13 protein-coding genes are annotated in these 21,745 nt (G+C 35.0%); 4 read left to right on the top strand and 9 right to left on the bottom strand.

Features of this window, described 5'->3' with window-relative positions; all coding sequences use genetic code 11:
* Nucleotides 1–5: 5 nt before the first annotated feature.
* The 8 genes from HC176_RS02680 to HC176_RS02715 form a co-directional block, all read right to left on the bottom strand.
* Nucleotides 6–2,261 carry a GH92 family glycosyl hydrolase gene (locus HC176_RS02680; protein WP_167916648.1) on the bottom strand — a complete coding sequence of 752 codons (2,256 nt, stop codon included), beginning with the start codon at nt 2,259–2,261 and terminating at the stop codon, nt 6–8.
* Between the two features lie 20 nt (nt 2,262–2,281).
* Nucleotides 2,282–3,259: an isoaspartyl peptidase/L-asparaginase family protein gene (locus HC176_RS02685; RefSeq protein ID WP_167916649.1), complete on the bottom strand. Its 978-nt coding sequence runs from the start codon at nt 3,257–3,259 to the stop codon at nt 2,282–2,284.
* Between the two features lie 67 nt (nt 3,260–3,326).
* Complete coding sequence (locus HC176_RS02690) at nt 3,327–5,606, bottom strand: GH92 family glycosyl hydrolase (RefSeq protein WP_167916650.1); 2,280 nt, start codon at nt 5,604–5,606, stop codon at nt 3,327–3,329.
* A 9-nt stretch (nt 5,607–5,615) separates the two neighbouring features.
* The gene (locus HC176_RS02695; RefSeq protein WP_167916651.1) at nt 5,616–6,701 is read right to left on the bottom strand and encodes a family 10 glycosylhydrolase; all 1,086 of its coding nucleotides are present in this window, start codon (nt 6,699–6,701) and stop codon (nt 5,616–5,618) included.
* Between the two features lie 8 nt (nt 6,702–6,709).
* A complete protein-coding gene (locus tag HC176_RS02700) occupies nt 6,710–7,774 on the bottom strand; it encodes a carbohydrate-binding family 9-like protein (protein WP_167916652.1) in 1,065 nt (354 codons plus the stop codon).
* A gap of 5 nt (nt 7,775–7,779) precedes the next feature.
* Nucleotides 7,780–8,748 carry a glycoside hydrolase family 130 protein gene (locus tag HC176_RS02705; protein WP_167916653.1) on the bottom strand — a complete coding sequence of 323 codons (969 nt, stop codon included), beginning with the start codon at nt 8,746–8,748 and terminating at the stop codon, nt 7,780–7,782.
* A 9-nt stretch (nt 8,749–8,757) separates the two neighbouring features.
* A complete protein-coding gene (locus HC176_RS02710; RefSeq protein WP_167916654.1) occupies nt 8,758–10,635 on the bottom strand; it encodes a sodium:solute symporter family protein in 1,878 nt (625 codons plus the stop codon).
* Between the two features lie 3 nt (nt 10,636–10,638).
* Complete coding sequence (locus HC176_RS02715; RefSeq protein WP_167916655.1) at nt 10,639–12,888, bottom strand: GH92 family glycosyl hydrolase; 2,250 nt, start codon at nt 12,886–12,888, stop codon at nt 10,639–10,641.
* 111 nt (nt 12,889–12,999) lie between these two features.
* On the opposite strand from HC176_RS02715, the gene HC176_RS02720 reads away from it, so the two are divergent.
* Together HC176_RS02720 and HC176_RS02725 are read left to right on the top strand one after the other, a co-directional pair.
* Nucleotides 13,000–14,064, top strand: a complete 1,065-nt coding sequence (locus HC176_RS02720; RefSeq protein WP_167916656.1) for a sensor histidine kinase — start codon at nt 13,000–13,002, stop codon at nt 14,062–14,064.
* The gene (locus HC176_RS02725) at nt 14,061–14,777 is read left to right on the top strand and encodes a LytR/AlgR family response regulator transcription factor (protein ID WP_167916657.1); all 717 of its coding nucleotides are present in this window, start codon (nt 14,061–14,063) and stop codon (nt 14,775–14,777) included. The genes HC176_RS02720 and HC176_RS02725 overlap by 4 nt, the downstream gene beginning before the upstream one ends.
* A 2-nt stretch (nt 14,778–14,779) precedes the next feature.
* Here HC176_RS02725 and nagB read toward each other — a convergent pair whose 3' ends face one another.
* A complete protein-coding gene (nagB, locus tag HC176_RS02730; protein ID WP_167916658.1) occupies nt 14,780–16,687 on the bottom strand; it encodes a glucosamine-6-phosphate deaminase in 1,908 nt (635 codons plus the stop codon).
* 416 nt (nt 16,688–17,103) lie between these two features.
* Here nagB and HC176_RS02735 point away from each other — a divergent pair, with 416 nt between their 5' ends.
* Together HC176_RS02735 and HC176_RS02740 are read left to right on the top strand one after the other, a co-directional pair.
* Entirely contained in the window at nt 17,104–20,196 is a 3,093-nt protein-coding gene (locus HC176_RS02735) for a SusC/RagA family TonB-linked outer membrane protein (RefSeq protein WP_167916659.1), read from the top strand.
* Nucleotides 20,197–20,221: 25 nt separating this feature from the next.
* A complete protein-coding gene (locus tag HC176_RS02740) occupies nt 20,222–21,736 on the top strand; it encodes a SusD/RagB family nutrient-binding outer membrane lipoprotein (RefSeq protein ID WP_167916660.1) in 1,515 nt (504 codons plus the stop codon).
* Nucleotides 21,737–21,745 lie beyond the last annotated feature (9 nt).

The raw sequence follows: 21,745 nt of genomic DNA on the forward strand, positions 1-21,745 counted from the left end.
TATAATTAGTTAGATTTTGTTAATTCGTCATGTAAAATAAAATGATGATTGTAAGTATTGCCATTTACAAATATTTGATTTCTACCCCCAGATTGTTCTTTTGATAGAATAAGTTTAGAATTCTGATAATACATGTTGTTTAAATGAATGGTAACCTTATCAAATGTTGAAGGGAAAATAACATAGCTAGGTTCACTGGGAGTTACAGGGTAAATTCCCATCATAGAAAATACTGCCCATGCACTCATGGTACCTGTATCATCATTTCCTGGTAATCCATCTGGTGTGTTTTTAAAATATGTATTTAGAAGTTCTTGTACCAATGCATCTGTTTTGTACTCTTGTCCTTTAATGTATTTGAATAGATAAGGATATCCTATATCGGGCTCATTGGCCATATCAAAGTGTTTTTTTGTAAATACATTTTCCAGTTGGGTTGCAAACTTATGTTCGCCTCCCATGAGGTTAATTAAACCCTTTGTGTCATGTGATACCATAAAGGTATATTGCCATGCATTACCTTCTATAAAACCAACATTTTCAACAAAATTAGCTCCATGTTCTGGGTTATAGGGTGTTAACCAGCTGCCATCTTCATTTTTTGGTCTTAATAATTTAAACTTGTCGCTATATAGCTTTCTGTAAGATAAGGCTCTTTCAGAAAATACCTTGTAATCTTCTTGTTTACCTAGGGCTTTAGCTAATTGTGCAATGGCAAAATCTGAAATATTATATTCTTGAGTAGTAGAAACGGAGCCACTATGTGTAGTATTAGTTGTTAAATACCCTTTTTCAATATAATCTTTTAGTCCAGGCCTTAAAGTATTATTTTTAATTTGAGTAGCACTCTTTTTCATAGCTTCGTATGCTTTTTCAATATTAAAATCGGTAATGCCTTTTAGGTACGTATCAGCAATTATAATTCCTGCAGGGTCGCCAACCATGGTGGTGGTTTCGGTAGCATTAAGTTCCCATTTAGGTAACCATCCTGATTCGTCGTAAATCTGCAACATGCTTTTTATCATGTTGGATTGCTGTTCGGGATATACCAAACTCATTAACTGGTGTAGATTCCTATAGGTATCCCAAAAAGAAAAGGTAGTATAGCGTGTGCCATCGGTTTTTAAAGTTTCTCTTGTTCTCATTTTGGGGTATTCGCCATTACTGTCATTTAAAGTATTAGGATGAATTAATGTATGATACAAAGCGGTATAAAAAATCGTTTTGTCATCCTCAGTACCACCTTCAACTTCAATTCTGGATAAGTGTTGATTCCAATCATTTTTGGTGTTAGCTAAAACAGCATCAAACGTTTTATTTGCTGTTTCTTTCTCTAGATTTTCTCTGGCGTTTTCGATACTGACATAAGACACACCAACTTTCATTTCTACCACTGTAGGCGTTTTAAAATTGTAACGCATATATGCCCCAATACTATCGCCAACAACTTCTTTGGTATAATTTTCTTTTAAACGATTCTTTCCGTTATACCCCATCCATTTGCCTTCTACGCCATCATGACTTCTAGGGGTTTTCCATACACCAAAAGTATCTGCTGGTTTTGAAAAACGTGCCACAAAGTAAATGGGATATGCTTCTTCGGGTTTGTAATAACAAAAACTACCCACAGAGCGCATACCCTCAATTTCATAAGGAGAAACTACTTTTACCATGGCACCTTCTTCATTAGTTAAGCCTAAACCTAAATTTAAAAGGATATTGGCATTTCCTGCGGGAAAGTGATATTTGCTCACACCAACTCGTGTGGTTGCAGTAGTTTCAACCTTAATATTGTATTTGTCTAGTGTATTGGTATAATACCCGACTGAGGCCGACTCTTTTGAATATGTAGACCCATAATTTAAGTGGTTGGTTTCTAAATTTCCTGTGGTTGGCATTGCTAAAATAACACCTAAATCAGGACACCCCACACCACTGAGATTGACATGGCTAAACCCTGTTAAAAAGGTATTTTCGTGTACATAAGGTGTGGATAACCAACGGCTATCTTTTTCTAATGGCAAATTTTGCGGACCAGCCACATTAAAAGGAGATACGTTTACCATTCCACGTACAGCAATGGGACCAGGGTTGGTTGTGCCGAAGTTTGAAGTGCCAATAAATGGGTTGACAAATTGAGTAAAATCTTTTGATGTATTTTCAGTCTTTTGCTCTACATCTTGTTTTGGATTATTTTTGCAAGCAGTTAAAGTTATAAATAGTACTAGTGTAAGATTTTTAAGTAATTTAAACTGTAGCATATTTCTTTATTTTTTTAACTCTAAGGTAAAAGGTATTTACCGTCTATTAATTGATTTTTTAACGATTTAGTTTGTACTGCGTAATTAAAACCAGGTCTTAAACAATACGAGCCATATTCTCCATTTTTGTTTAAAGCTATAAATCCTACTTGCAACCATTCTAAATCTGGAGTGTTTTGATAGATTTTATAAATGCGTTTTACAACTTCTTTACAGGCTTCTTCTGGCGATTTTCCTTGTCGCATTAATTCTACTACCATAGCACTTCCGGCAGTTTTCATCATAGCTTCTCCCATACCTGTAGCAGCGGCAGCACCCACTTCGTTATCTAAAAATAGACCAGCTCCAATTATTGGAGAATCTCCTACGCGTCCGTGCATTTTCCATGCTGCGCCACTTGTTGTACAGGCTCCTGAAAGGTTGCCATTTTCATCTAATGCCAACAAACTAATAGTGTCATGATTTTCTATATTAATTGTGGGTTTGTATTGAGAATTTTCCAACCATGCTTCATAAGCTTTCTTAGATTTTTCTGTTAATAAATTTTCTTTTTTAAATCCTTGTTCTAAAGCAAATTGTAGCGCACCTTCTCCAACCAACATAACATGAGGTGTTTTTTCCATTACCATTCTCGCCACAGAGATGGGGTGTTTTATATGTTGAAGAAATGCTACAGAACCGCAATTATTATTATGATCCATAATACAAGCATCTAGAGTTACTTTTCCTTCTCTATCAGGAAAACCTCCTAAACCCACAGTTTGAACTTCTGGGTTTGCTTCTGCTGTTTTTACGCCAGCTTCAACAGCATCTAGAGCATTTCCGCCATTTACCAATAGTTCCCATGTAGCTTCGTTTGCTACCAAGCCGTGGTTCCATGTAGAGATAACAACAGGCTTTATTATTTCATGTTTAACCGCTTCTTTAGAACTAGAGTTTTGACACCCTATATAGCTAAAAATCGTGCTAATAATTAGTGTTTTTTTTGAAAATTGCATGTTTAATTTTTATTTAGTAAAAAATACTTATATGGTATTTTTTGGTACATGAGATTTTAATGCATTATCAAGGGAAATTGCCATAAACTTTGGCTGAATTTAGCTTATTTGTGATTTTATTTAAACTTGGAGTGTTGCTCATTTCAAATTTAAGTGTACCGCCTGCCAAAATTTCCTTATGGGTAATGTAATCTCTGTTTAGAATTTCTCCATTAAGCCAAACCGATTTAACATAAACATTATCTTTTGAATTGTTTTTTACAACAACCTTAAACTGTTTATTATCTGATAGCGCAATGGTTGCCGAATCAAAAAGTGGCGACCCTAAGGCATAGGCATTTTGGACAGGATTAACAGGGTAAAATCCTAAAGCGTTGAAGATATACCATGCCGACATTTGTCCGCAATCTTCATTGCCACAATGTCCATTCGGTTCATTTTTGTATTGCGTTTCTAAAATTTGACGTATATATTTCTGCGCTTTGGAGGGCTTATCTATAAAATTATACAAATAGGCTACATGATGACTGGGTTCGTTGCCATGTGCATATTGACCTATCATTCCCGTACTGAACAGAGGTAATTTATCGGTCGGTTTGGGATGATAAGTGAACATAGAGTCTAGTTTTTGTTCAAAACGTTCTTTGCCACCTGTTTTTGCAATTAAAGTTTCTACATCATGGGGTACAAACCAGTAATAATGCCACGCATTGCTTTCGCAAAAGTAGGGACTGTATTCCTTGGGAACAAAAGGTGTGATAAAATTGCCCTTTTCATCTTTAGGTTGCATCCAAGAGTTGGTTGCGTTATGTAGATTTTGCCAATTTTTAGAACGTTCTAAGAAATAGTTGTAATCTTCAAGTTTACCTAATGATTGTGCGAACATGGCAATACACCAATCATCATAAGCATATTCCATGGTTTTTGAAACTGACCAGTTTTCATGGTGTTTATCAACGGGTATATAGCCTTTTTGCATGTAAACATCAATCTGTCTATCGGAAACCATAGCGCTTTCTTTACAGGCTTGGTAAGCGAGTTGTGCGTCAAAATCAAATCCTTTAAAATAGGCATCGACAATTACAGGAACTGCGTGATAACCAATCATCATATTGGTTTCACTACCTTGCATAGACCATACGGGCAATTCTCCTGTTTCTTTATAATGTGCCAATAACGATTTTATAAAATACGGTACCAATTTTGGTTGTAAAATGGTATGCAATGGATGTGCTCCTCTAAAAGTGTCCCATAAGGAAAACGTATCGTATCTATTAAACCCTTCAGCTTTAGAAATGGGGTTGATACCTGGTTTTAACTGTCCATTTTCATTATTAGCGGTTTTGTAAGTTCCTCCATAGTCGCTAAACAAATTTGGGGTAAGCATATTTTGGTACATCATAGTATAGAATATGCTCTTTTTGTCTTCATCGGGTGTTTCTATAACTATTTTTTTTAATTCATTTTCCCAGACTAATGTGGTTTTTTCCTGTTGATAATCAAAATCAAAGCCAGTAGTTTCCATTTTTATAGCATAGGCTGCAGCCTCACAACTTGTAGAAGACAATCCTGTTTTGATAATGATTTGGTCATTTTCTAGGGTTTGATATTTTAATACCATTTTGGTATTGCCTTTTATTGGGTAAATTTTCAGGGTGTCGTTTTTGTAGTAATTGTGACTATCAAAAGGCCTTGAAAACTGCATTTGAAAATATATTTTTTGGTTTCTTGCCCAGCCTGTTGACATGCGATAGCCTTGAATCGTCGTATCGTTCACTTTTTCAATATACGTTTCCGTGGGTTTATCCCAGTTCAAGGAATATCCCAAATCGATGTGTATTTGGCTATCGCCATCTTTAGGAAAGGTGTACCGATGAATGCCTACTCGTTTTGTGGCTGTTAATTCTGCTTTTATGCCATAATCCAACAAATCGACTTCATAATATCCCGGGAATGCTTTTTCTTTTTGATGACTGAATGTGGAATAGGGTTTGAAATTATTAGCTTCTATACGCTTATTGAATCTGCTATTGGTTGGCATAACCAGAATATCGTATAAATCACCTGCTCCAGTACCCGATAAATGCGTGTGAGAAAACCCAGTAATAATGGAATCTTGGTAAAAATATCCAGCGATTCTATCCCAACCCGGAACACCTATATCTGGACTTAACTGCACCATACCAAATGGTTCGCTAGCTCCCGGGTATGTATTTCCTGGACCATCGGTACCAATAAACGGGTTCACATATTCTACCAAAGGTTTGGTGCTTTCTTTTACATCTGTTTTAGGTTTACAAGAAAACGTGATAATCAATAGTAATATGTATACATAACGCTTATTCATGGACATGTGTTAATGCGACGCTTTAATAACTTCAAAATGCGATTCTTGAATATCAAAAAAAGCGACTCCAGATGCTCCTGATTGTTTTGCAATGGCTATTGCTTTTGCCAATTCATTATCGGTCATTTCAGGTAAATATAGGCCTGTATGTAATTTGGTTTGTTTTGCTTTTAAATCGGTAAGTCCTTGCTTTGTGGCGAATTCTATCCAATCTAACCCTTCGTTATAAAAATTATTGTAAATCATCGGCATTACTGCATCAATATTCCATTTGTCCCAACGTTGGCGCACCATGTGGTCTGCCATTTCAGGATAAGGAAATACAGCGGCGGTTAGGTCTTTACCGTGTTTATGGGCAATATCGTAAGCACCATCAACTACAGCTTTAATTTCGTTGAGTCTAAATTGTTTCCATTCAATATCTATAGCGGGGACTTCAGCTTGGGTTATATCTTTTCCAAATAGTTTTTTAAACTTATCTACGGAAGCCATAGAATAATCAAAATCAAAGTCTGGTAATTCTTCGTTTTGCACCAAATTATATTTTGGTAACAAGCCCACAGGAAGAAAAACATCTGGATATCGTATATAATCTAAATGTACGCTTTTAATACCTTCAACCTTGGCTAAACCTTCCACTAAATTCCAAATATGTTGGCGCGCTTCTGGATGACTTGGGGATAACCATTGGTAATAGTCTACATATGGGCGGTCGTCAAAGCATGATTTTCCACTACGGCTTACCATATACCAATCGGGGTGTTTTAATGCAGTGGTATCTCCGGGTCTGTTCATGGTAAACATCCATGCGTGTACCTCTAAACCTTCTTTGATGGCTAATGGCGCTACTTTAGATAAATAATCGGCATCTGCCCTGGTATCAATAAGCACAGCATTAATGCCTGAACTCGCATATTTTTTGAATTGTTTAATATGAATACTATCTGCAACATTAGCTCCAGCACCATACCAAACCCAATATTTAAAAGGTGGTGGTGTGCTTTCGGTTTGCGCAGTATTGATGCCTTTTTTTTCTTTTGAACAAGATACTGTTACTATGAAAATGATGATGAGTAATTGATATATTGATTTCATATGGAACACTATTTTACCATGATTTTACCATGTTGATTAATAATGATGGTTGTATTTGAAAAAGGGCTTTCCACCCAAATATTGTAGCCTGTTTTATGATTGTCGTAGTGAGGAGTTATCGTTTTATTCAGAATTTGCCTTGATTGACTAACGTCTTCAATAGTGATAGTTTTGTGTTTTAAAGCATTATGCAACTCGGATAAATACCACTTGATATGCTCATCCTTAGGAATGGTAAAACTTTTATTTTCTTTTGAAAAATAGGCGTACCCCCATGTTTCGGGTTGATGCATCGCTATAACGCCTTGTGGCGACCATACCCAATTGTATTCTGGAAGGTGTTTGCCTTTAGCATCTTTTTTTCTTTGGTAAACTCCTTCTTCTAGTTGAAAATCCCAATGTACTCTTGAAAAATTGATTCTCCAAAAGATATCTGATAAATCAATAGTCTCAAAATAGGATGTTTTAAAAACATTCAATGGAATAGCAATTTCAATACTCCAACCCTTATCTGTATCATTTGGGTTGTTTAATGTGCCATCAATATAAACAGCGGATTTTAAACCTTTTGCATCCCAATCGTTAATTGTTAAGGCTCCATCACGATAGGGTTTTGTTAAAAATAAATCCCAGAGTGTATTAAGGGCGTTAAATTCAAATTCGTAATAATTATGGGTGTCATTATCAGTGTCAATAAAAATTTCAAAATCGTTATTATGATAAATTATTGTGTCTCTTTTTTTTAACGTTCCCCATACATGAGGCTCTTCTAACTGAGCAAAAAAATAAATATGATGATTGTCCCAAAGCATTTTTACTTGTGTTTTGTACTTGGGAGTTTCAACACCTTTTATGTCAATAAACACATCGGAATATGGAGCGTTTCTCCATGAGGTTTCGTTCCCCAAGCCGTCAATTTTTAAGGGTTCATCAACAAAATTTGCTATATATGTTTTGGGAATAGCGGGTATATTATCTTGTGCGCAACTATATATTGGTAGCCCAAGAAAAAAAAGACTTATGTTCCATAAGCCTTTTTTCAAAAGAGCAAGTATTGATGCTATTAATCTCATTCTTTTTATATGATGCTATTGTTTTTTGTAAATGCCAATATTTCACTTATGTAACCAAATGCTATGGCTACAATGGTGTCTGCACCTCCGTAATAGATGGTAACTTTATCGTTCTTTACGTCCTGCAGGGAAGCACAGGGGAAAATTACGTTGGGTACGTCGCCTACTTGCTCATAGGTTTTAGATGGTGTGAGCAAATAGGGTTGTGTTCTGTACTTTACGATATGTGGTTGATTTGTATCTAAAATTGCTGAGCCCATGGCATACCTAAAGCCGTTGCAGGTATTTATAACCCCATGATAAAACATTAGCCAACCCTCATTGGTTAAAAAGGGCACAGAGCCAGCACCAATTTTTGTACACTGCCACGCACTATCTTTAAAAGGTGTAGGCGACATCATGTGCCGATGTTCTCCCCAGTATTTCATATCGGGGCTGTAACTCATGTAGATATCTCCAAAAGGGGTGTGACCGTTATCGCTTGGGCGACTCATCATAGCATATTTTCCATCTATTTTTTCAGGGAGTAATACTCCGTTTCTATTGAAGGGCAAAAATGCACTTTCACACTGAAAAAATTCTTTAAAATCAAAGGTATACCCAATACCAATAGTAGGGCCATTATGCCCTTCGCACCATGTAATCCAGTAACGGTCTTCTAAAAACACCACTCTTGGGTCGTATTTATAATCTCCAAGTATTTGACCTTTATCGTGTGCTTCAAAATTTATGGGATTCTCATTAATTTTCCAGTTGATGCCATCATCACTAAAACCTGCAAAAATATTCATTTGCACAGCTTTGTTATCGCATCTAAACACACCTGCAAAACCATCTTTATATGGCACTACAGCACTATTAAAAACGCTGTTGGATGTTGGAATCGCATCACGATTAATAATCGGATTTTGGCTATAACGCCACACTACATCTTTTGACCCTTTAGGTCTTTCTTCCCAAGGAATTAGGTTCATCTTTTTCAATTAATTTTTATACTTCCTTACTTTATCTAACCAAGTAAATTTTAAAATCAGAGAAGTTACTACAAACAGCACTAAAACACAAAACATGTTAGAGTAATCTCGTACCATAAAGTAAATCGGCAATAATATCATACTGGATTGCCAAATAATACCAATGATACAGTTAAACATATCGATTGGAAAATCTTTATTTTTCTCAAAAATAGGATTAGTTTCTTTAATCGTTTTAAAAACTGGATTCCACCAACCCCAAGGTTTTACATTGCTATAGAAGCTTTTAAGGGTGTTCATATTTGTTGGTGGCGTTAAAAATGTTCCTAAAAACGCTCCAACTAGTGATGTTAATAATATCACAGGAAATGCATAAATCACAGGAAGTGTGGCTATCTCATACATTATAGAACCAACTTCAAAATTATTTTGATTTTGCTCTATAATAAATTGAAATGTTGCAATAATAAGACCAGCCGTCATACCCCAAAAATAGCCCCAGCCGTTAAAACGCCACCAAATCCATTTTAATAGGTTTGCAGCAACATAACCACCATATAATGCACTTGTAATCCACAACGTTATAGAGTTAATAGAATCTGCAAAAAAGCCCATGATAACACCTAAAATTACAATACCGAAAGATGCTAAGTGGCTTGCTTTTACATAATGTTTGGGCGTTGCCTCTGGTTTAAAATATTTTTTATAAATGTCATTTACAATATATGCTGGTCCGGAATTTACAAAAGCAGAAAATGTAGACATAAATGCAGCTAAAAGCCCTGCTAGAAGGATACCTTTAATACCCACGGGTACGTGATGGTTTATCACTTTAGGTAAAATTATTTCCAAATCATTTGTAGATAGGGTACTTGATGAAGCCATATCTGGTGCAATAAAAACCAAACCTAAAATAACAATGCCTGCAATGAGTAAATATCTAGGAATAAATAATACTAAATTGGTAAATCCGCTCATGTAAGCGGCCTCTTTAACAGACCGTGTGGAGAGTATACGTTGCATATCATAACTTGGTGTGGGGCCAGCAATACTAGCAAAAAAACCTTTGAACAGTGACATACCAATAAAAGCACCGAACATTTTATAACCTTGAGTATCTATCAGATTATTAAAAGCTTCGTACTTCCCATTCCAAAACCCTTCAAGTTCCCAGCCAAAAAACACGGTACCCCATTCTTTTGAAATAACAGTCTCTAATTGTATATCTGATACTGAAATAAAAGTATATGTGGCTATTAAAATACCAGCCAAAACCATGATACCGTATTGTAATACCTCTGTAGCTACTACAGAAAACATACCGCCTTTTACGGTATAAATTGTGGTTAGAAAAATAATGATTAGTGCGTAGCTTTGGTCTGATGATAACAACACCGAATCATTGAGTATCAAGCTTAAATCCCACGGTAAGATTATTGTTAAGAATTTACCAACACCTTCAAAAAAGTAGGCAATGAAACCCACAGAGGCAATAATGGCGAATATGGCAACAATAAGATGGGATGCTCTGCCAGCTTTATCATCTCCAAAGCGAGTTAAAATCCATTCTGACCCTGTCATAATGTTAGAACGCCTTATCCAGGCGGCCAGAAATACCATAACGAAAATTTGGTTAAAAATAGGCCACATCCACATAAACATGAAGCTTTTAACACCATACAGAAATAAGATACCTACCATCCAAGCGGTACCTGAGACATCAAACATTCCAGAGCCATTACTCAACCCTAGGTAGTACCATTTAATGCTTTTTCCACCTAAAAAGTATGAGTCGAGACCTTTGGATGCTCTTTTTGATATCCATATACCAACCCCTAAGGTTAATAAAATATATACTCCAATAATTGTTACATCAATAGCGTTCATAAATCAATTTTTTACACCCCAGGTTTTATTGGGTTCTGGACCCATTTTAAACTTTAAAGTGCCTCCGTTTAGAATTTGTTTGTGAGAGATAATTGTGCTATTAAAATCTTTACCGTTTAAGGTTGCCGATTGTATATAGATGTTTTTATTCGAAACATTTTCAGCTTCAATAATAAATACTTTATTGTCTTTTAATTTAATGGTAGTTTTCTCGAAAATAGGACTTCCAATTTCATAGTTACCTGATGCTGGATTCATGGGGTAGAATCCCATGGCACTAAACACGTACCATGCACTCATTTGTCCGCAGTCTTCATTACCACTTAAACCATTTGGTGTTGTGTTATATTGTGTATTTAAAATATGGTTTACCCAGTATTGTGTACGCCATGGTTTATTGGCTTTATTAAACATGTAAGCAATATGATGACTAGGCTCATTACCGTGGGCATACTGACCTATAAGCCCTGAAATATCAACAGAAACATTATCCCCTGTAATATCAGAGTTTTCTGTGAATAGCTGTTCTAACCTAGATGTAAAGGTTTCGTTACCGCCGTGCATAGCAATAAAATCTTCAACGGCATGAGGTACAAACCAACTGTGTTGCCATGCGTTACCTTCTGTATAATCTGTATGTTCTCTATGATTTGAATGTTTGGGGTCGAAAGGCGTGTTCCACGACTTACCATCTTTAGATTTGCCACGCATAAAGCCAGTGTCTTTATCAAATAAATATGTGTATGCTTTAGAACGTTGCATGAAGAAATTATAGTCGTTATCTTCTCCTAGTGCCTTAGCCATTTGTGCTACACACCAGTCGTTGTAGGCATACTCTAAAGTAATGGTTACAGACTCGTCTAATAGCTCATAAGGAATGTAGCCATAAGTTTTGTATTGGATTAACCCTCTTTCATCCTGCATCATCGTGGTTTTCATGGCTTCATAAGCGGTTTCGGCATCAAAACCCCGAATACCTTTTAAGTAGGCTTCAACAATAACAGGTATGGAATGATAACCTGTCATGGTGTTGGTTTCGTTGCCGTATAGTGTCCACACGGGTAAAATGTTACGGGTTTCATAATACGCCAGCATAGAATTAATAAAATGGGCAACCTTATCTCTAGCGACTAACGTAAGTAAGGGGTGTTCTGCCCTAAAGGTATCCCATAACGATAGGGTTGAATATGCGGTATAATCATTAGCAACAGCGATACTGTCGTTCTCCTTTCTAAATGCACCATTGGCATCACTAAATGTTACAGGTGCCAGTTGACTGTGGTATAACGCCGTATAGAACATTGTTTTTAGGGAATCCACAGGTGTTTCTACTTTTATGTTTTGTAATGCACTTTCCCAAATATGCTCTGCATTTCGTTTAGTAGCTTCAAAATCAAAATTACCCGAGTCAAAATTATTTTTAGCATTTTCAATACTTACAGATGATAGCGCTACTTTAACATAAAGCTGGTTGGTATTTTGACTATCAAAAATCAATTGCGTAGCTGTTTTTTTGCCTATGGCGGTATTGTTTTCTGTTAAATTACCTTCAATATACAGCTTGGAATTTTTAATAGGTTTTGAAAATTTAGCAACAAAAAATACCTTTTGGTTTTTTGCCCATCCTGTGCTGAATCTGTAGCCAGTTACTGTACTATCATTTTCAATATTAATAGCTGTTTCTGTGGGCTTATCCCAATTAATGGAGAACCCTAAATCTAAGACCACCGATTGTTTATCGCCTTCTTTAAAAGTATATTTATGGTATGCTGTTCTCTGAGAAGTTGTTAATTCTACATCAATATCATGGTCTTCTAAATATACTTGATAATATCCTGGAGAAGCGCTCTCATTTTTATGAGTGTATTTTGATTTATAGTTTAGACTATCTCGTTCTTTAGGTATGGGAGACAAATCCACCTCTTTATTAATGGGCATTAGTAATATGTCAGCCAAATCTCCAATACCTGTTCCGCTTAGTGCCAAGTGGCTAAAACCTATGGCTACCGAATCTGTATAATGGTAGCCAGAGCACCAGTCCCAAGCTGATATGCCATTTACAGGGCTTACCTGCAACATACCAAACGGCACAGTGGCACCAGGATATGTATGTCCATGACCGCCTGTTCCAATAAAAGGGTTTACCAGATGGGTTAATTTTGGTTTAGCACTATTTTTTAAAGAATCTTTACTTTTATTTTTGCAAGTAAAAACCAAAACAATCAAAAACAAATACGGCAATATATGCTTCATAAAAAAATCGGTTAATGTAAAAATTCATAATTTTATCATTCTCCCAAATAAATTTAGACGGACAACATCTAATCGAAGCTAAACACCGAAAAAAATTATAGTAAGGAAACTATGGTAAAGATTTTAAACTCTAAGGAATATTATAAATTACCCTTTAAATTTCATTTAATATTTTGGTTGATTTATTTTTCTTTCAATACATTTAGATGGGGAAGTTACTTTGGGGATTACATATATTCTTTGAAGACAAACCTTTTGGGTTTCCCAATTCACATGGTGTTATGTTACCTTAATATTTTTGTTTTAATGCCATTTTTAGTCTACAAGAGAAAGTATATATTATATGTTTTATCTGTACTTACTGCTATTTTCATTATGGTTTTGGTTAAGTTTAATCTTACATATATTTTAATAAGCACGAATGTATGGCCAGAAGGCCCGGAAACGCTTAATTCACTATCCCTTAACTATGTTATTGATATGATGATTGGCGAGCTATATGTTATAACATTTGTAACAGCCATAAAAATAACGTTAGATTATCTACAAGAACATAGGCGAGTGGCTGAACTTGAGAAAGCAAATTTAGAGACCGAACTCATGTTTTTAAAAGCCCAGATATCGCCTCATTTCTTCTTTAATACTTTAAACAATATCCACTCACTTGCATTAGAGAAATCAAAGAAAACTTCCAAAATAATTTTAAAGTTGTCAGAACTTATGCGCTATCTTTTGTATGAAACACGACAAAGAAGGCAAACATTGGAAAAGGAAATTTTATGTGTGCAAAACTATCTGGATTTAGAGCGAATAAGACACAGTAAGTCTTTACAAGTAGAAGTATCAATTACCGGAGATATACAAGGCAAAAAAATTGCTCCAATTATTTTGTTGTCTTTAGTTGAGAATGCATTTAAACATGGGGTAAACAAAAACATTGGTAATATTAAAATTGATATTTTATTCGAAATTAAAGAAGATTTTCTATACTTTAGTGTGTCAAACCCTATGCCTTCAATTATGAATCAAAATTTAGAAAAAAACTATTCCGGAGGTATAGGCCTTAAAAATGTTAGAAAACGGCTTTCGTTAGGTTATTCTGAAAATGATTATAACTTAGAATTTGATGAAGTGGATAATATTTTTATAGCAAAACTAAAAATACGAGTAGCATGAGTACCAAATGTATAATAATTGATGATGAACCCTTGGCAATAAACGTTATCAAGAATTATCTACAGCAAATAAAAGGTTTTGAGGTAACAAAAACCTTTAGTAACGCTTTGGAAGCATTAGACTTTTTAAAAAGTGAACAAATAGATGTTATGTTTTTGGATATTAATATGCCTTTATTAGATGGGTTGAGTTTTGTAAAAGCACTGAATGATCCTCCTTTAATTATTGTTACTACAGCTTATACTGAGTTTGCTGTTGAAACGTATGAGCTTAATGTGCTTGATTATTTAGTTAAACCTATAGAGTTTCCTAGATTTATTAAAGCCATTGATAAGGTGGAGCATAAACTCATGAAGACAACCACAATAAATCAAAATAATAATGCCAGAGAGCATCTTTTTGTTAAAATTGACAAAAAAAAGATGAAAAAAATCTACCTAGATGAAATTCTTACTATTGAATCATTAAAAGATTATTTAAAAATAAATACTACCACAGGGAAATATATAATTCATAGCACTTTATCAGATTTTACATCGTTGCTTCCTGAGCATAATTTTATACGTATTCATAGATCTTATACTATAGCTATAGACAAAATTGATGTTGTTGAAGGTAATAGCGTTGAAATAGAGGGGTTAAGGTATGTAATAGGTAGGTCTTACCTTGAGGAGGTTAAGGGTAAAATATTAAACCCTAATAGCATAGACTAGAATTAAAAATGGTATCTTTTAAAAGCTTCTATTGCTTCGTAATCAGCCAAACCTAAATCATTATATTTTTTTGCGGTTAAACGGTTTCTGTCTTCAGCCCTTACCCAGAACTCTCTGGAGTCGTCCCCTTGAAACATAACCCCATCTTTTTGAGATTGATGATAAAAAATAGCACGTCGTTTTTTAAGCACTTGGTCTGGACTTAAAGGAACAGCCATTTCAATTTGGTAAGTATCCCACTCGTGCCATGCACCACGATATAGCCATACCCAGCAATCACTCATGAAATCATTTTTCTTTAGTTTTTCTAAAGCATAAAATAATGCATCAAGACAAACCTTATGTGTGCCGTGTGGATCTGCTAAATCGCCAGCCGCATAAATTTGATGTGGTTTTATATCGACAATTAGCTTCTCCATTATAGAAATGTCTTCATTAGAAATATTTTTCTTTTTTATAGTCCCGGTTTCATAAAAAGGTAAATCTAAAAAATGAACATTTTCATCATTTAAATTTAAATACCGTGTAGCGGATAATGACTCATTTCTTCTTATTAACCCTTTAAGTTTTCTTACCGCAACGGTATCAATATTATTCTTGGTTTTTGATGATAAAAAGCTGATGATATTTTGGGTTTCACTACAATCAGGGCATAGAGATTGAGTTATTTCTGCAAACTTTAAAGCATCCTCGTCAGAAACCGCTATATTGCCAGATGTTTGGTAAGCTACATGAACATCATGCCCTTGTTCAACAAGTCTGTCAAAAGTACCTCCCATAGAAATAACATCGTCATCTGGGTGTGGACTAAAAATTATCACGCGTTTACGTTCAGGAGTTGAGCGTTCGGGCCTTTTGGAATCGTCTGCATTAGGTTTCCCGGCAGGCCACCCCGTAATGGTATGCTGTAGGGTGTTAAACATTTTAATATTTAAATCATAAGCTGTGCCCTCTTCAGTAAGCAAACCAGACATGCCGTTGTTGTTATAGTCTGAATCCGTTAGCTTTAAAATGGATTTATTTAAAAGTTCTGACAACCATACTACAGCTTTAAGTTTTAGGGAGTCGTTCCATCTACAAGAAGTTACAAGCCATGGTGTTTTTACACGGGTAAGTTCTTTAGAGGCTTCTTCATCTAAAATAAAAGTGGTATTGCTATGGTTTTGTAAATATGTTGCTGGTACTTCAGATGTCACATTCCCTTCTATTGTTTTTTGTATTATTTCTGCTTTATTATTTCCCCAAGCCAGTAATACAATACGCTTAGCGCTCATTACGGTTCCAATTCCCATGGTAATCGCTTTTCTTGGTACATTGTCAACTCCTAAAAAAGCAGGAGCAGCATCTACTCGAGTTATGTGATCTAAAGTAATGCTTCTAGTGCTAGAATTATAGTGAGAGCCAGGTTCGTTAAAACCAATATGGCCGGTTCGTCCAATACCTAAAAGTTGAAAATCCAAACCTCCTAGGGCTTTTATTTTTCTCTCATAATCAATGCAATATTGTTGTAAATCTTCTGCGCTTACCTTTCCATCGGGGATATTAATATTCTCTGGTAATATATCTACATGATTAAATAAATGCTCATACATAAAATAAAAGTAGCTTTGTATATTGCCTTTATCCATAGGATAATATTCATCAAGATTAAATGTAATGACATTAGAAAAACTTAATCCTTCCTCTTTGTGTAATCGAACTAATTCTTCGTATACTTTTATTGGAGAAGATCCTGTAGCCAAACCTAAAACACAAAACTCTTTTTTCTGTTGTTTGTTTCTAATTAATTGGGAAATTTCGTGTGCTACAAGTTTAGATGGTGTTTGAGAGTCTTCAAAAATAATATTGTGTATTTTTTCGAAACGGGTTTCTTCAAACATTCCTGGTCTACTAAAAACTAAGGATTTCATATAAACAACTTTTTATTAGATTAATTTGATTAATCAAAGCTAAAAAGTATAAGCTCAATAATGTTTAATATTTCGACGAACAACATATGGTATTAGTCTAATAATTTATTTAACACGTTTTCATGAGAAATGCTAAGTGTGAAACAATACATTAAATTTATCTGATAATATGTAGATTGAAAACAAAAAGGGCATGTTTAAGTAAGATTAACTATTTGTTTAAGACGTGGATAGTGAGATGTTTAGTGGTAATGTGCCATGAAAATCATTATTTAAGGTTATCCTCTGCCATTTTATAACCTTTAGCTTTTATAGAATGTTGTTGGTCGAAAAACCTTTTGAATTCTTAACTTTTTTGTAACATTTACTTAAACATAAATTTTAAATAATTCTAAACTAATTAAATTAAAACTAGTATGAAGAAAAAATTATTATTCTTTTTAGTTTTTGTGTTTTTGTTGTCTGCAAACATAATAAAAGCGCAAGGTGGTATTGTAAATGGAACAGTACTAGATCCTAATGGAGTGCCACTTCCAGGGGTTAATATAATGGTTAAAGGTGCTAGTAAAGGTACAACAACTGATTTTGACGGCAACTATTCTTTAGATGTTAGTCCTAAAGCAACTTTGGTATTTACCTTTGTTGGTTTTGTGGCAAAAGAAGAGGTTGTTAATTCTCGAACAGTAATTAATGTAACATTGCAAGAAAGCCTAGAGGCTTTAGATGAAGTTGTAGTAACAGCTCTTGGTATTAAAAAAGAGAAGAAAGCTCTGGCTTATGCGGTTCAAGAGGTGGATTCTGAAACTATTACAGCTGCTGCAAACCCAAGCGCTACATCTGCTTTGCAAGGTAAAGCTGCGGGGGTTAATATTACCAATTCTGGAGGTATTACAGGTAAGCCAAGAATAGATATTCGCGGAGCAAGTTCCTTAAGCGGAAATGATCAACTACTATGGGTAATAGATGGAGTACCCTTTTCTACACAAGACTTTACATCAGATGCAGAAGATTTATTTGGTGGTAACTCTAACGGTGGAGGATTTTTGGATATTAACCCAGATGACATAGAAACCATTTCAGTTTTAAAAGGAGGTCCCGCAGCTGCATTGTACGGTGCGCGTGGTGGTAATGGAGTCGTGCTGATAACAACTAAAAGCGGTAAACGTTCTCAAGGTTTAGGTATATCATACACAGGCTCTACTACATTTTCTGAAGCTAGCTTTTTTCTGGATACCCAAAGGGAGTATGGCCAAGGTATTGATGGTGTTTACGATCCTAGCTCAAGGGTGTCTTGGGGACCTCGGTTTGATGGTGTAGAAAGAGAGGCTTGGACGGGTGAGTTATTGCCTTATCAATCTGAATCTAATTTATTAGAAGATTTTACAAGAACAGGCGTAAGCACAAGACACGCCATAACTTTTACTAAAGGAAGCGAGAACGGAAACTTTAAGGTTTTGGTAAGTAAAGATGATACACAAGGTATTTATGAAGGACAAGCTTTAGAGCGTTTAAATTTTGATTTTAAAGCTAATTACGATATAAATCCTTGGTTAAATGTTGACGCAAAAGTGTCTTACATTAATACGCAAGGATTTCAAAGACCAACCATTGGTAGATATAGTTTTGTGTCGTTTTTTAACACAATGCCGGCTAATATAAGAACTCAAGATTTGTCTCCTGGTTTTGTTATTGAAGATAACAAGACAAAAGAAATATTATTTGGACCGAGTGCAGTTTTAACAGAAAACGCTAATGCCAATAACAGAAACCCGTACTTTTTACAAAACCAAAATTTTAACAGAGATCAACGTAATAGATCATTTGGTTATTTAGCCACAAATGTTAAGTTTTCAGAGGCACTGAGATTAAAAGTTAAATATGGTTTAGATATTTATCGCTACGAGCAAGTGTTTGGTGCGCGCTTTGAAGATCAAATATTTTTTAATAATACACCGTCTATTAATACTTCAGAATCATTTTTTAAAGAAGAGAATGCCGAGTTTTTATTGAGTTATAACAAAGATTTAAACGAAGACTTTAATTTAGGAATTAGTGCAGGAGGAAATCAAATGCGAAGAAGTGTAGAAACCCTAACCGCATCATCAGGTAAATTAGACTCTGAAAGTACCCTTTTCTTAAATGCAGGTACAAATATACAAGCTAATGAACAATTTACAGATGAAGAAATTCACTCCCTATATGGTTTTGCAGATATGTCTTATAAAAATTATTTATTTGTAAATGCCACAATTAGAAATGATTGGTCTTCTACTTTACCAACAACAAATAACTCTTTTTTGTATTCATCAGTGGGATTAAGTGCATTAGTATCAGAAATGGTTGATATGCCAGATTGGATGAATTATTTAAAAGTAAGAGGAACCTGGGCAGAAGTAGGTAAGGCATCCACACCTCAAACAACAAACCCAACATTTAATGTTTTTCTAAGTAATTTCAATTTATCACAGTCTACAACACCAAATGAGGGTGTAGATCCTAATTTAAATCCAGAAATATCAACTACAACAGAGTTTGGTATAGAATTTAGGTTGTTCGATAATCGCTTAAATTTTGATATGGCTTTATATGATGAACGTACTAGAAATCAAATAGCTCCAGTACCAGTAAATAGTACAAGTCTTTTTTCTAGTTTGCTTACTAACGTAGGTGAGATTTCTAATAAAGGTATTGAGGTGTATGCAAATGTAGTGCCTGTTAAAACTGAAGATTTTAATTTAGGTTTAACCTTAAATTTTGCTGCTAACAAAGGTGTAATAGAAGAATTGGCAGATGATACTGAGTTTTTTCAATACTTTCAAAGTAATACTATTATAGAAGAGGTACGTGGATATGTAGGAAAGCGATATGGTGATATTTATGGATTTAAGTACCAAAAAGATGCAGATGGGAATATTATAGTAGGTGCAGATGGTTTACCAGTTAATACTACCGAAAAAGAAAAAATAGGAAATATTCAAGCGGATTTTACAGGTTCAATTGGCATTAATGCAGCATACAAAGGAGTTTCCTTAAACGCCTTATTTACTATGCAACAAGGGGGCGATATATATTCTTTAACCGAAGCGTCTGCAACAGGTACAGGTAACTCATTAAGAACCTTGTCTTTAGGGAGAGAGCCTTTTTTTACACCTAATGGTATTCTAGCTGATGGTAGCTCAAACACTACAATAGTTAGTCCTCAATCTTATTGGCAAACCGTATCTGGTATATCCGAAGAATTTATATATGACGCTTCATTCATGAAATTAGGAGAATTATCTCTTGGGTATTCTTTCCCTAAGTCTATAATTGAGTCTTTAGGTAAAGGAGTAATTAATAGTGTTAAACTATCTTTAATAGGAAGGAATCTGTTTTACCTATATAGAAATACACCGGGCACAGTACCTGATGCAAGTTCGTTTAACTCATCAGTTGGAGGTCAAGCTTTTGACTTTTCTCCTGTGCCAGTAGAAAGAACCTATGGCTTTTCTTTGAATGTTAAATTTTAAAAAAAGAATTATGAAAAAAATATTAATGGTAATAACAACGTTATTTCTTGTTACGGTTAGCTGTACAGAAAATTTCGAGGAAATTAATACAAACCGCAACGCGGTTACTGCTCCGCAACCAGGACAGTTATTCAACAGAATTGTTACCACACCAGTTTTCGATTATCAACGAAACGTAAATTTATATGCAGATTTTTATGCGCAATACTGGGCAAATACGGTCGACGGTTTTGAGTCTGGTCGTTACGAGTATGTAGATGGATGGGCTTTTACAGGATGGAATGCATTTTTTGTAGATGGTTTGGCTAACATCAAATCACTTCAAAACATATATGGTGATGATCCATTTTATAATAATTTAATGCAAGTTTTAGAAATTTGGGAAGTTTCAGAATGGGCCAGAATGTTAGCCTACTATGGTGATTTACCATATTTTGAAATCGACTTTGCATCAAAAGTGCCGTATGACTCAGAACGCGATATTTATTACGATTTATTTGAAAGATTAGACAAGGCCGTAAATGCTATAGATGTGAGTAATACTAACCAATACGTAATGCCTAGTGCCGAAGATTTAATTTATGGATGGGATTTAGATAAATGGAAGCGTTTTGGAAATTCTATGCGATTACGATTAGCTATGAGAATTTCTAATGTAGATCCAGGGAAAGCACAAACTGAAGCAGTAGCTGCTATTAATGATGGAGTAATGCAAAGTAATGATGATGTAGCACATATACCAGCTTGGGTAAATGGCTTTTATGATTATTTACGTAATATGGCTATTTTATGGGATAATATTAGGTGTTCTAAAACATTTACCGATATGATGTACTCTCAAACATCCATGGAAGATCCTAGGGCAAGAATTTGGTTTGGTTACAAAGAAAGCTCACCAATGTTTGGCAGTGAACGTCTTGAAGGTGTTGAAAATGGATATAATATCTTACCTGCAGACGCTAATGATTTTGCAACAATGAATGAGAATACCACATATATTGGTTTTACAGGTAACGATGCTGAAATAGACCATTATCAACCCGTAATGCTTTATACTGAAGTAGTGTTTTTAAAAGCTGAAGCAGCATTAAGAGGGTGGACAGGAGGAGACCCTACAACCTTAATGCAAGAAGGTGTTAGAGCGTCTATGGAGTTTGTAGGTGTAGATCCTGCCGCGGCTACTGCATACATTAATGAAGTACCTGTGTTGTCTGGTTCAAATGAAGAACAATTAAAGCAACTGATAACCCAGAAATACATAGCAAACTTCCCTAATGGACGAGAAGCTTGGGTAGATTTTAGACGTACAGATTACCCAGATCTTACTTTGCCTATTGATGGCGTAAGTAGCGCTGCTTCTGTAGCACAAGGAACTTATGTAAAACGTATCAGATATCCAGATAATGCATTTAACACAGAATCAGATATGTTACCACCAGACCAAAATACAATTGATACAAACCGTATGGATAACAAGTTATGGTGGGATGTTGCAGACACAAAAACAAAATCTAATGGTTTGATGAATAGTAATTTTTAACAAAAAAAT

The organism is Tamlana crocina (assembly GCF_012037625.1).

Excerpts from the sequence above, each read along its gene's own strand:
- HC176_RS02680 (WP_167916648.1), bottom strand. The coding sequence starts at position 2,261 with ATGCTACAGTTTAAATTACTTAAAAATCTTACACTAGTACTATTTATA.
- HC176_RS02685 (WP_167916649.1), bottom strand. The coding sequence starts at position 3,259 with ATGCAATTTTCAAAAAAAACACTAATTATTAGCACGATTTTTAGCTAT.
- HC176_RS02690 (WP_167916650.1), bottom strand. The coding sequence starts at position 5,606 with ATGAATAAGCGTTATGTATACATATTACTATTGATTATCACGTTTTCT.
- HC176_RS02695 (WP_167916651.1), bottom strand. The coding sequence starts at position 6,701 with ATGAAATCAATATATCAATTACTCATCATCATTTTCATAGTAACAGTA.
- HC176_RS02700 (WP_167916652.1), bottom strand. The coding sequence starts at position 7,774 with ATGAGATTAATAGCATCAATACTTGCTCTTTTGAAAAAAGGCTTATGG.
- HC176_RS02705 (WP_167916653.1), bottom strand. The coding sequence starts at position 8,748 with ATGAACCTAATTCCTTGGGAAGAAAGACCTAAAGGGTCAAAAGATGTA.
- HC176_RS02710 (WP_167916654.1), bottom strand. The coding sequence starts at position 10,635 with ATGAACGCTATTGATGTAACAATTATTGGAGTATATATTTTATTAACC.
- HC176_RS02715 (WP_167916655.1), bottom strand. The coding sequence starts at position 12,888 with ATGAAGCATATATTGCCGTATTTGTTTTTGATTGTTTTGGTTTTTACT.
- HC176_RS02720 (WP_167916656.1), top strand. The coding sequence starts at position 13,000 with ATGGTAAAGATTTTAAACTCTAAGGAATATTATAAATTACCCTTTAAA.
- HC176_RS02725 (WP_167916657.1), top strand. The coding sequence starts at position 14,061 with ATGAGTACCAAATGTATAATAATTGATGATGAACCCTTGGCAATAAAC.
- nagB (WP_167916658.1), bottom strand. The coding sequence starts at position 16,687 with ATGAAATCCTTAGTTTTTAGTAGACCAGGAATGTTTGAAGAAACCCGT.
- HC176_RS02735 (WP_167916659.1), top strand. The coding sequence starts at position 17,104 with ATGAAGAAAAAATTATTATTCTTTTTAGTTTTTGTGTTTTTGTTGTCT.
- HC176_RS02740 (WP_167916660.1), top strand. The coding sequence starts at position 20,222 with ATGGTAATAACAACGTTATTTCTTGTTACGGTTAGCTGTACAGAAAAT.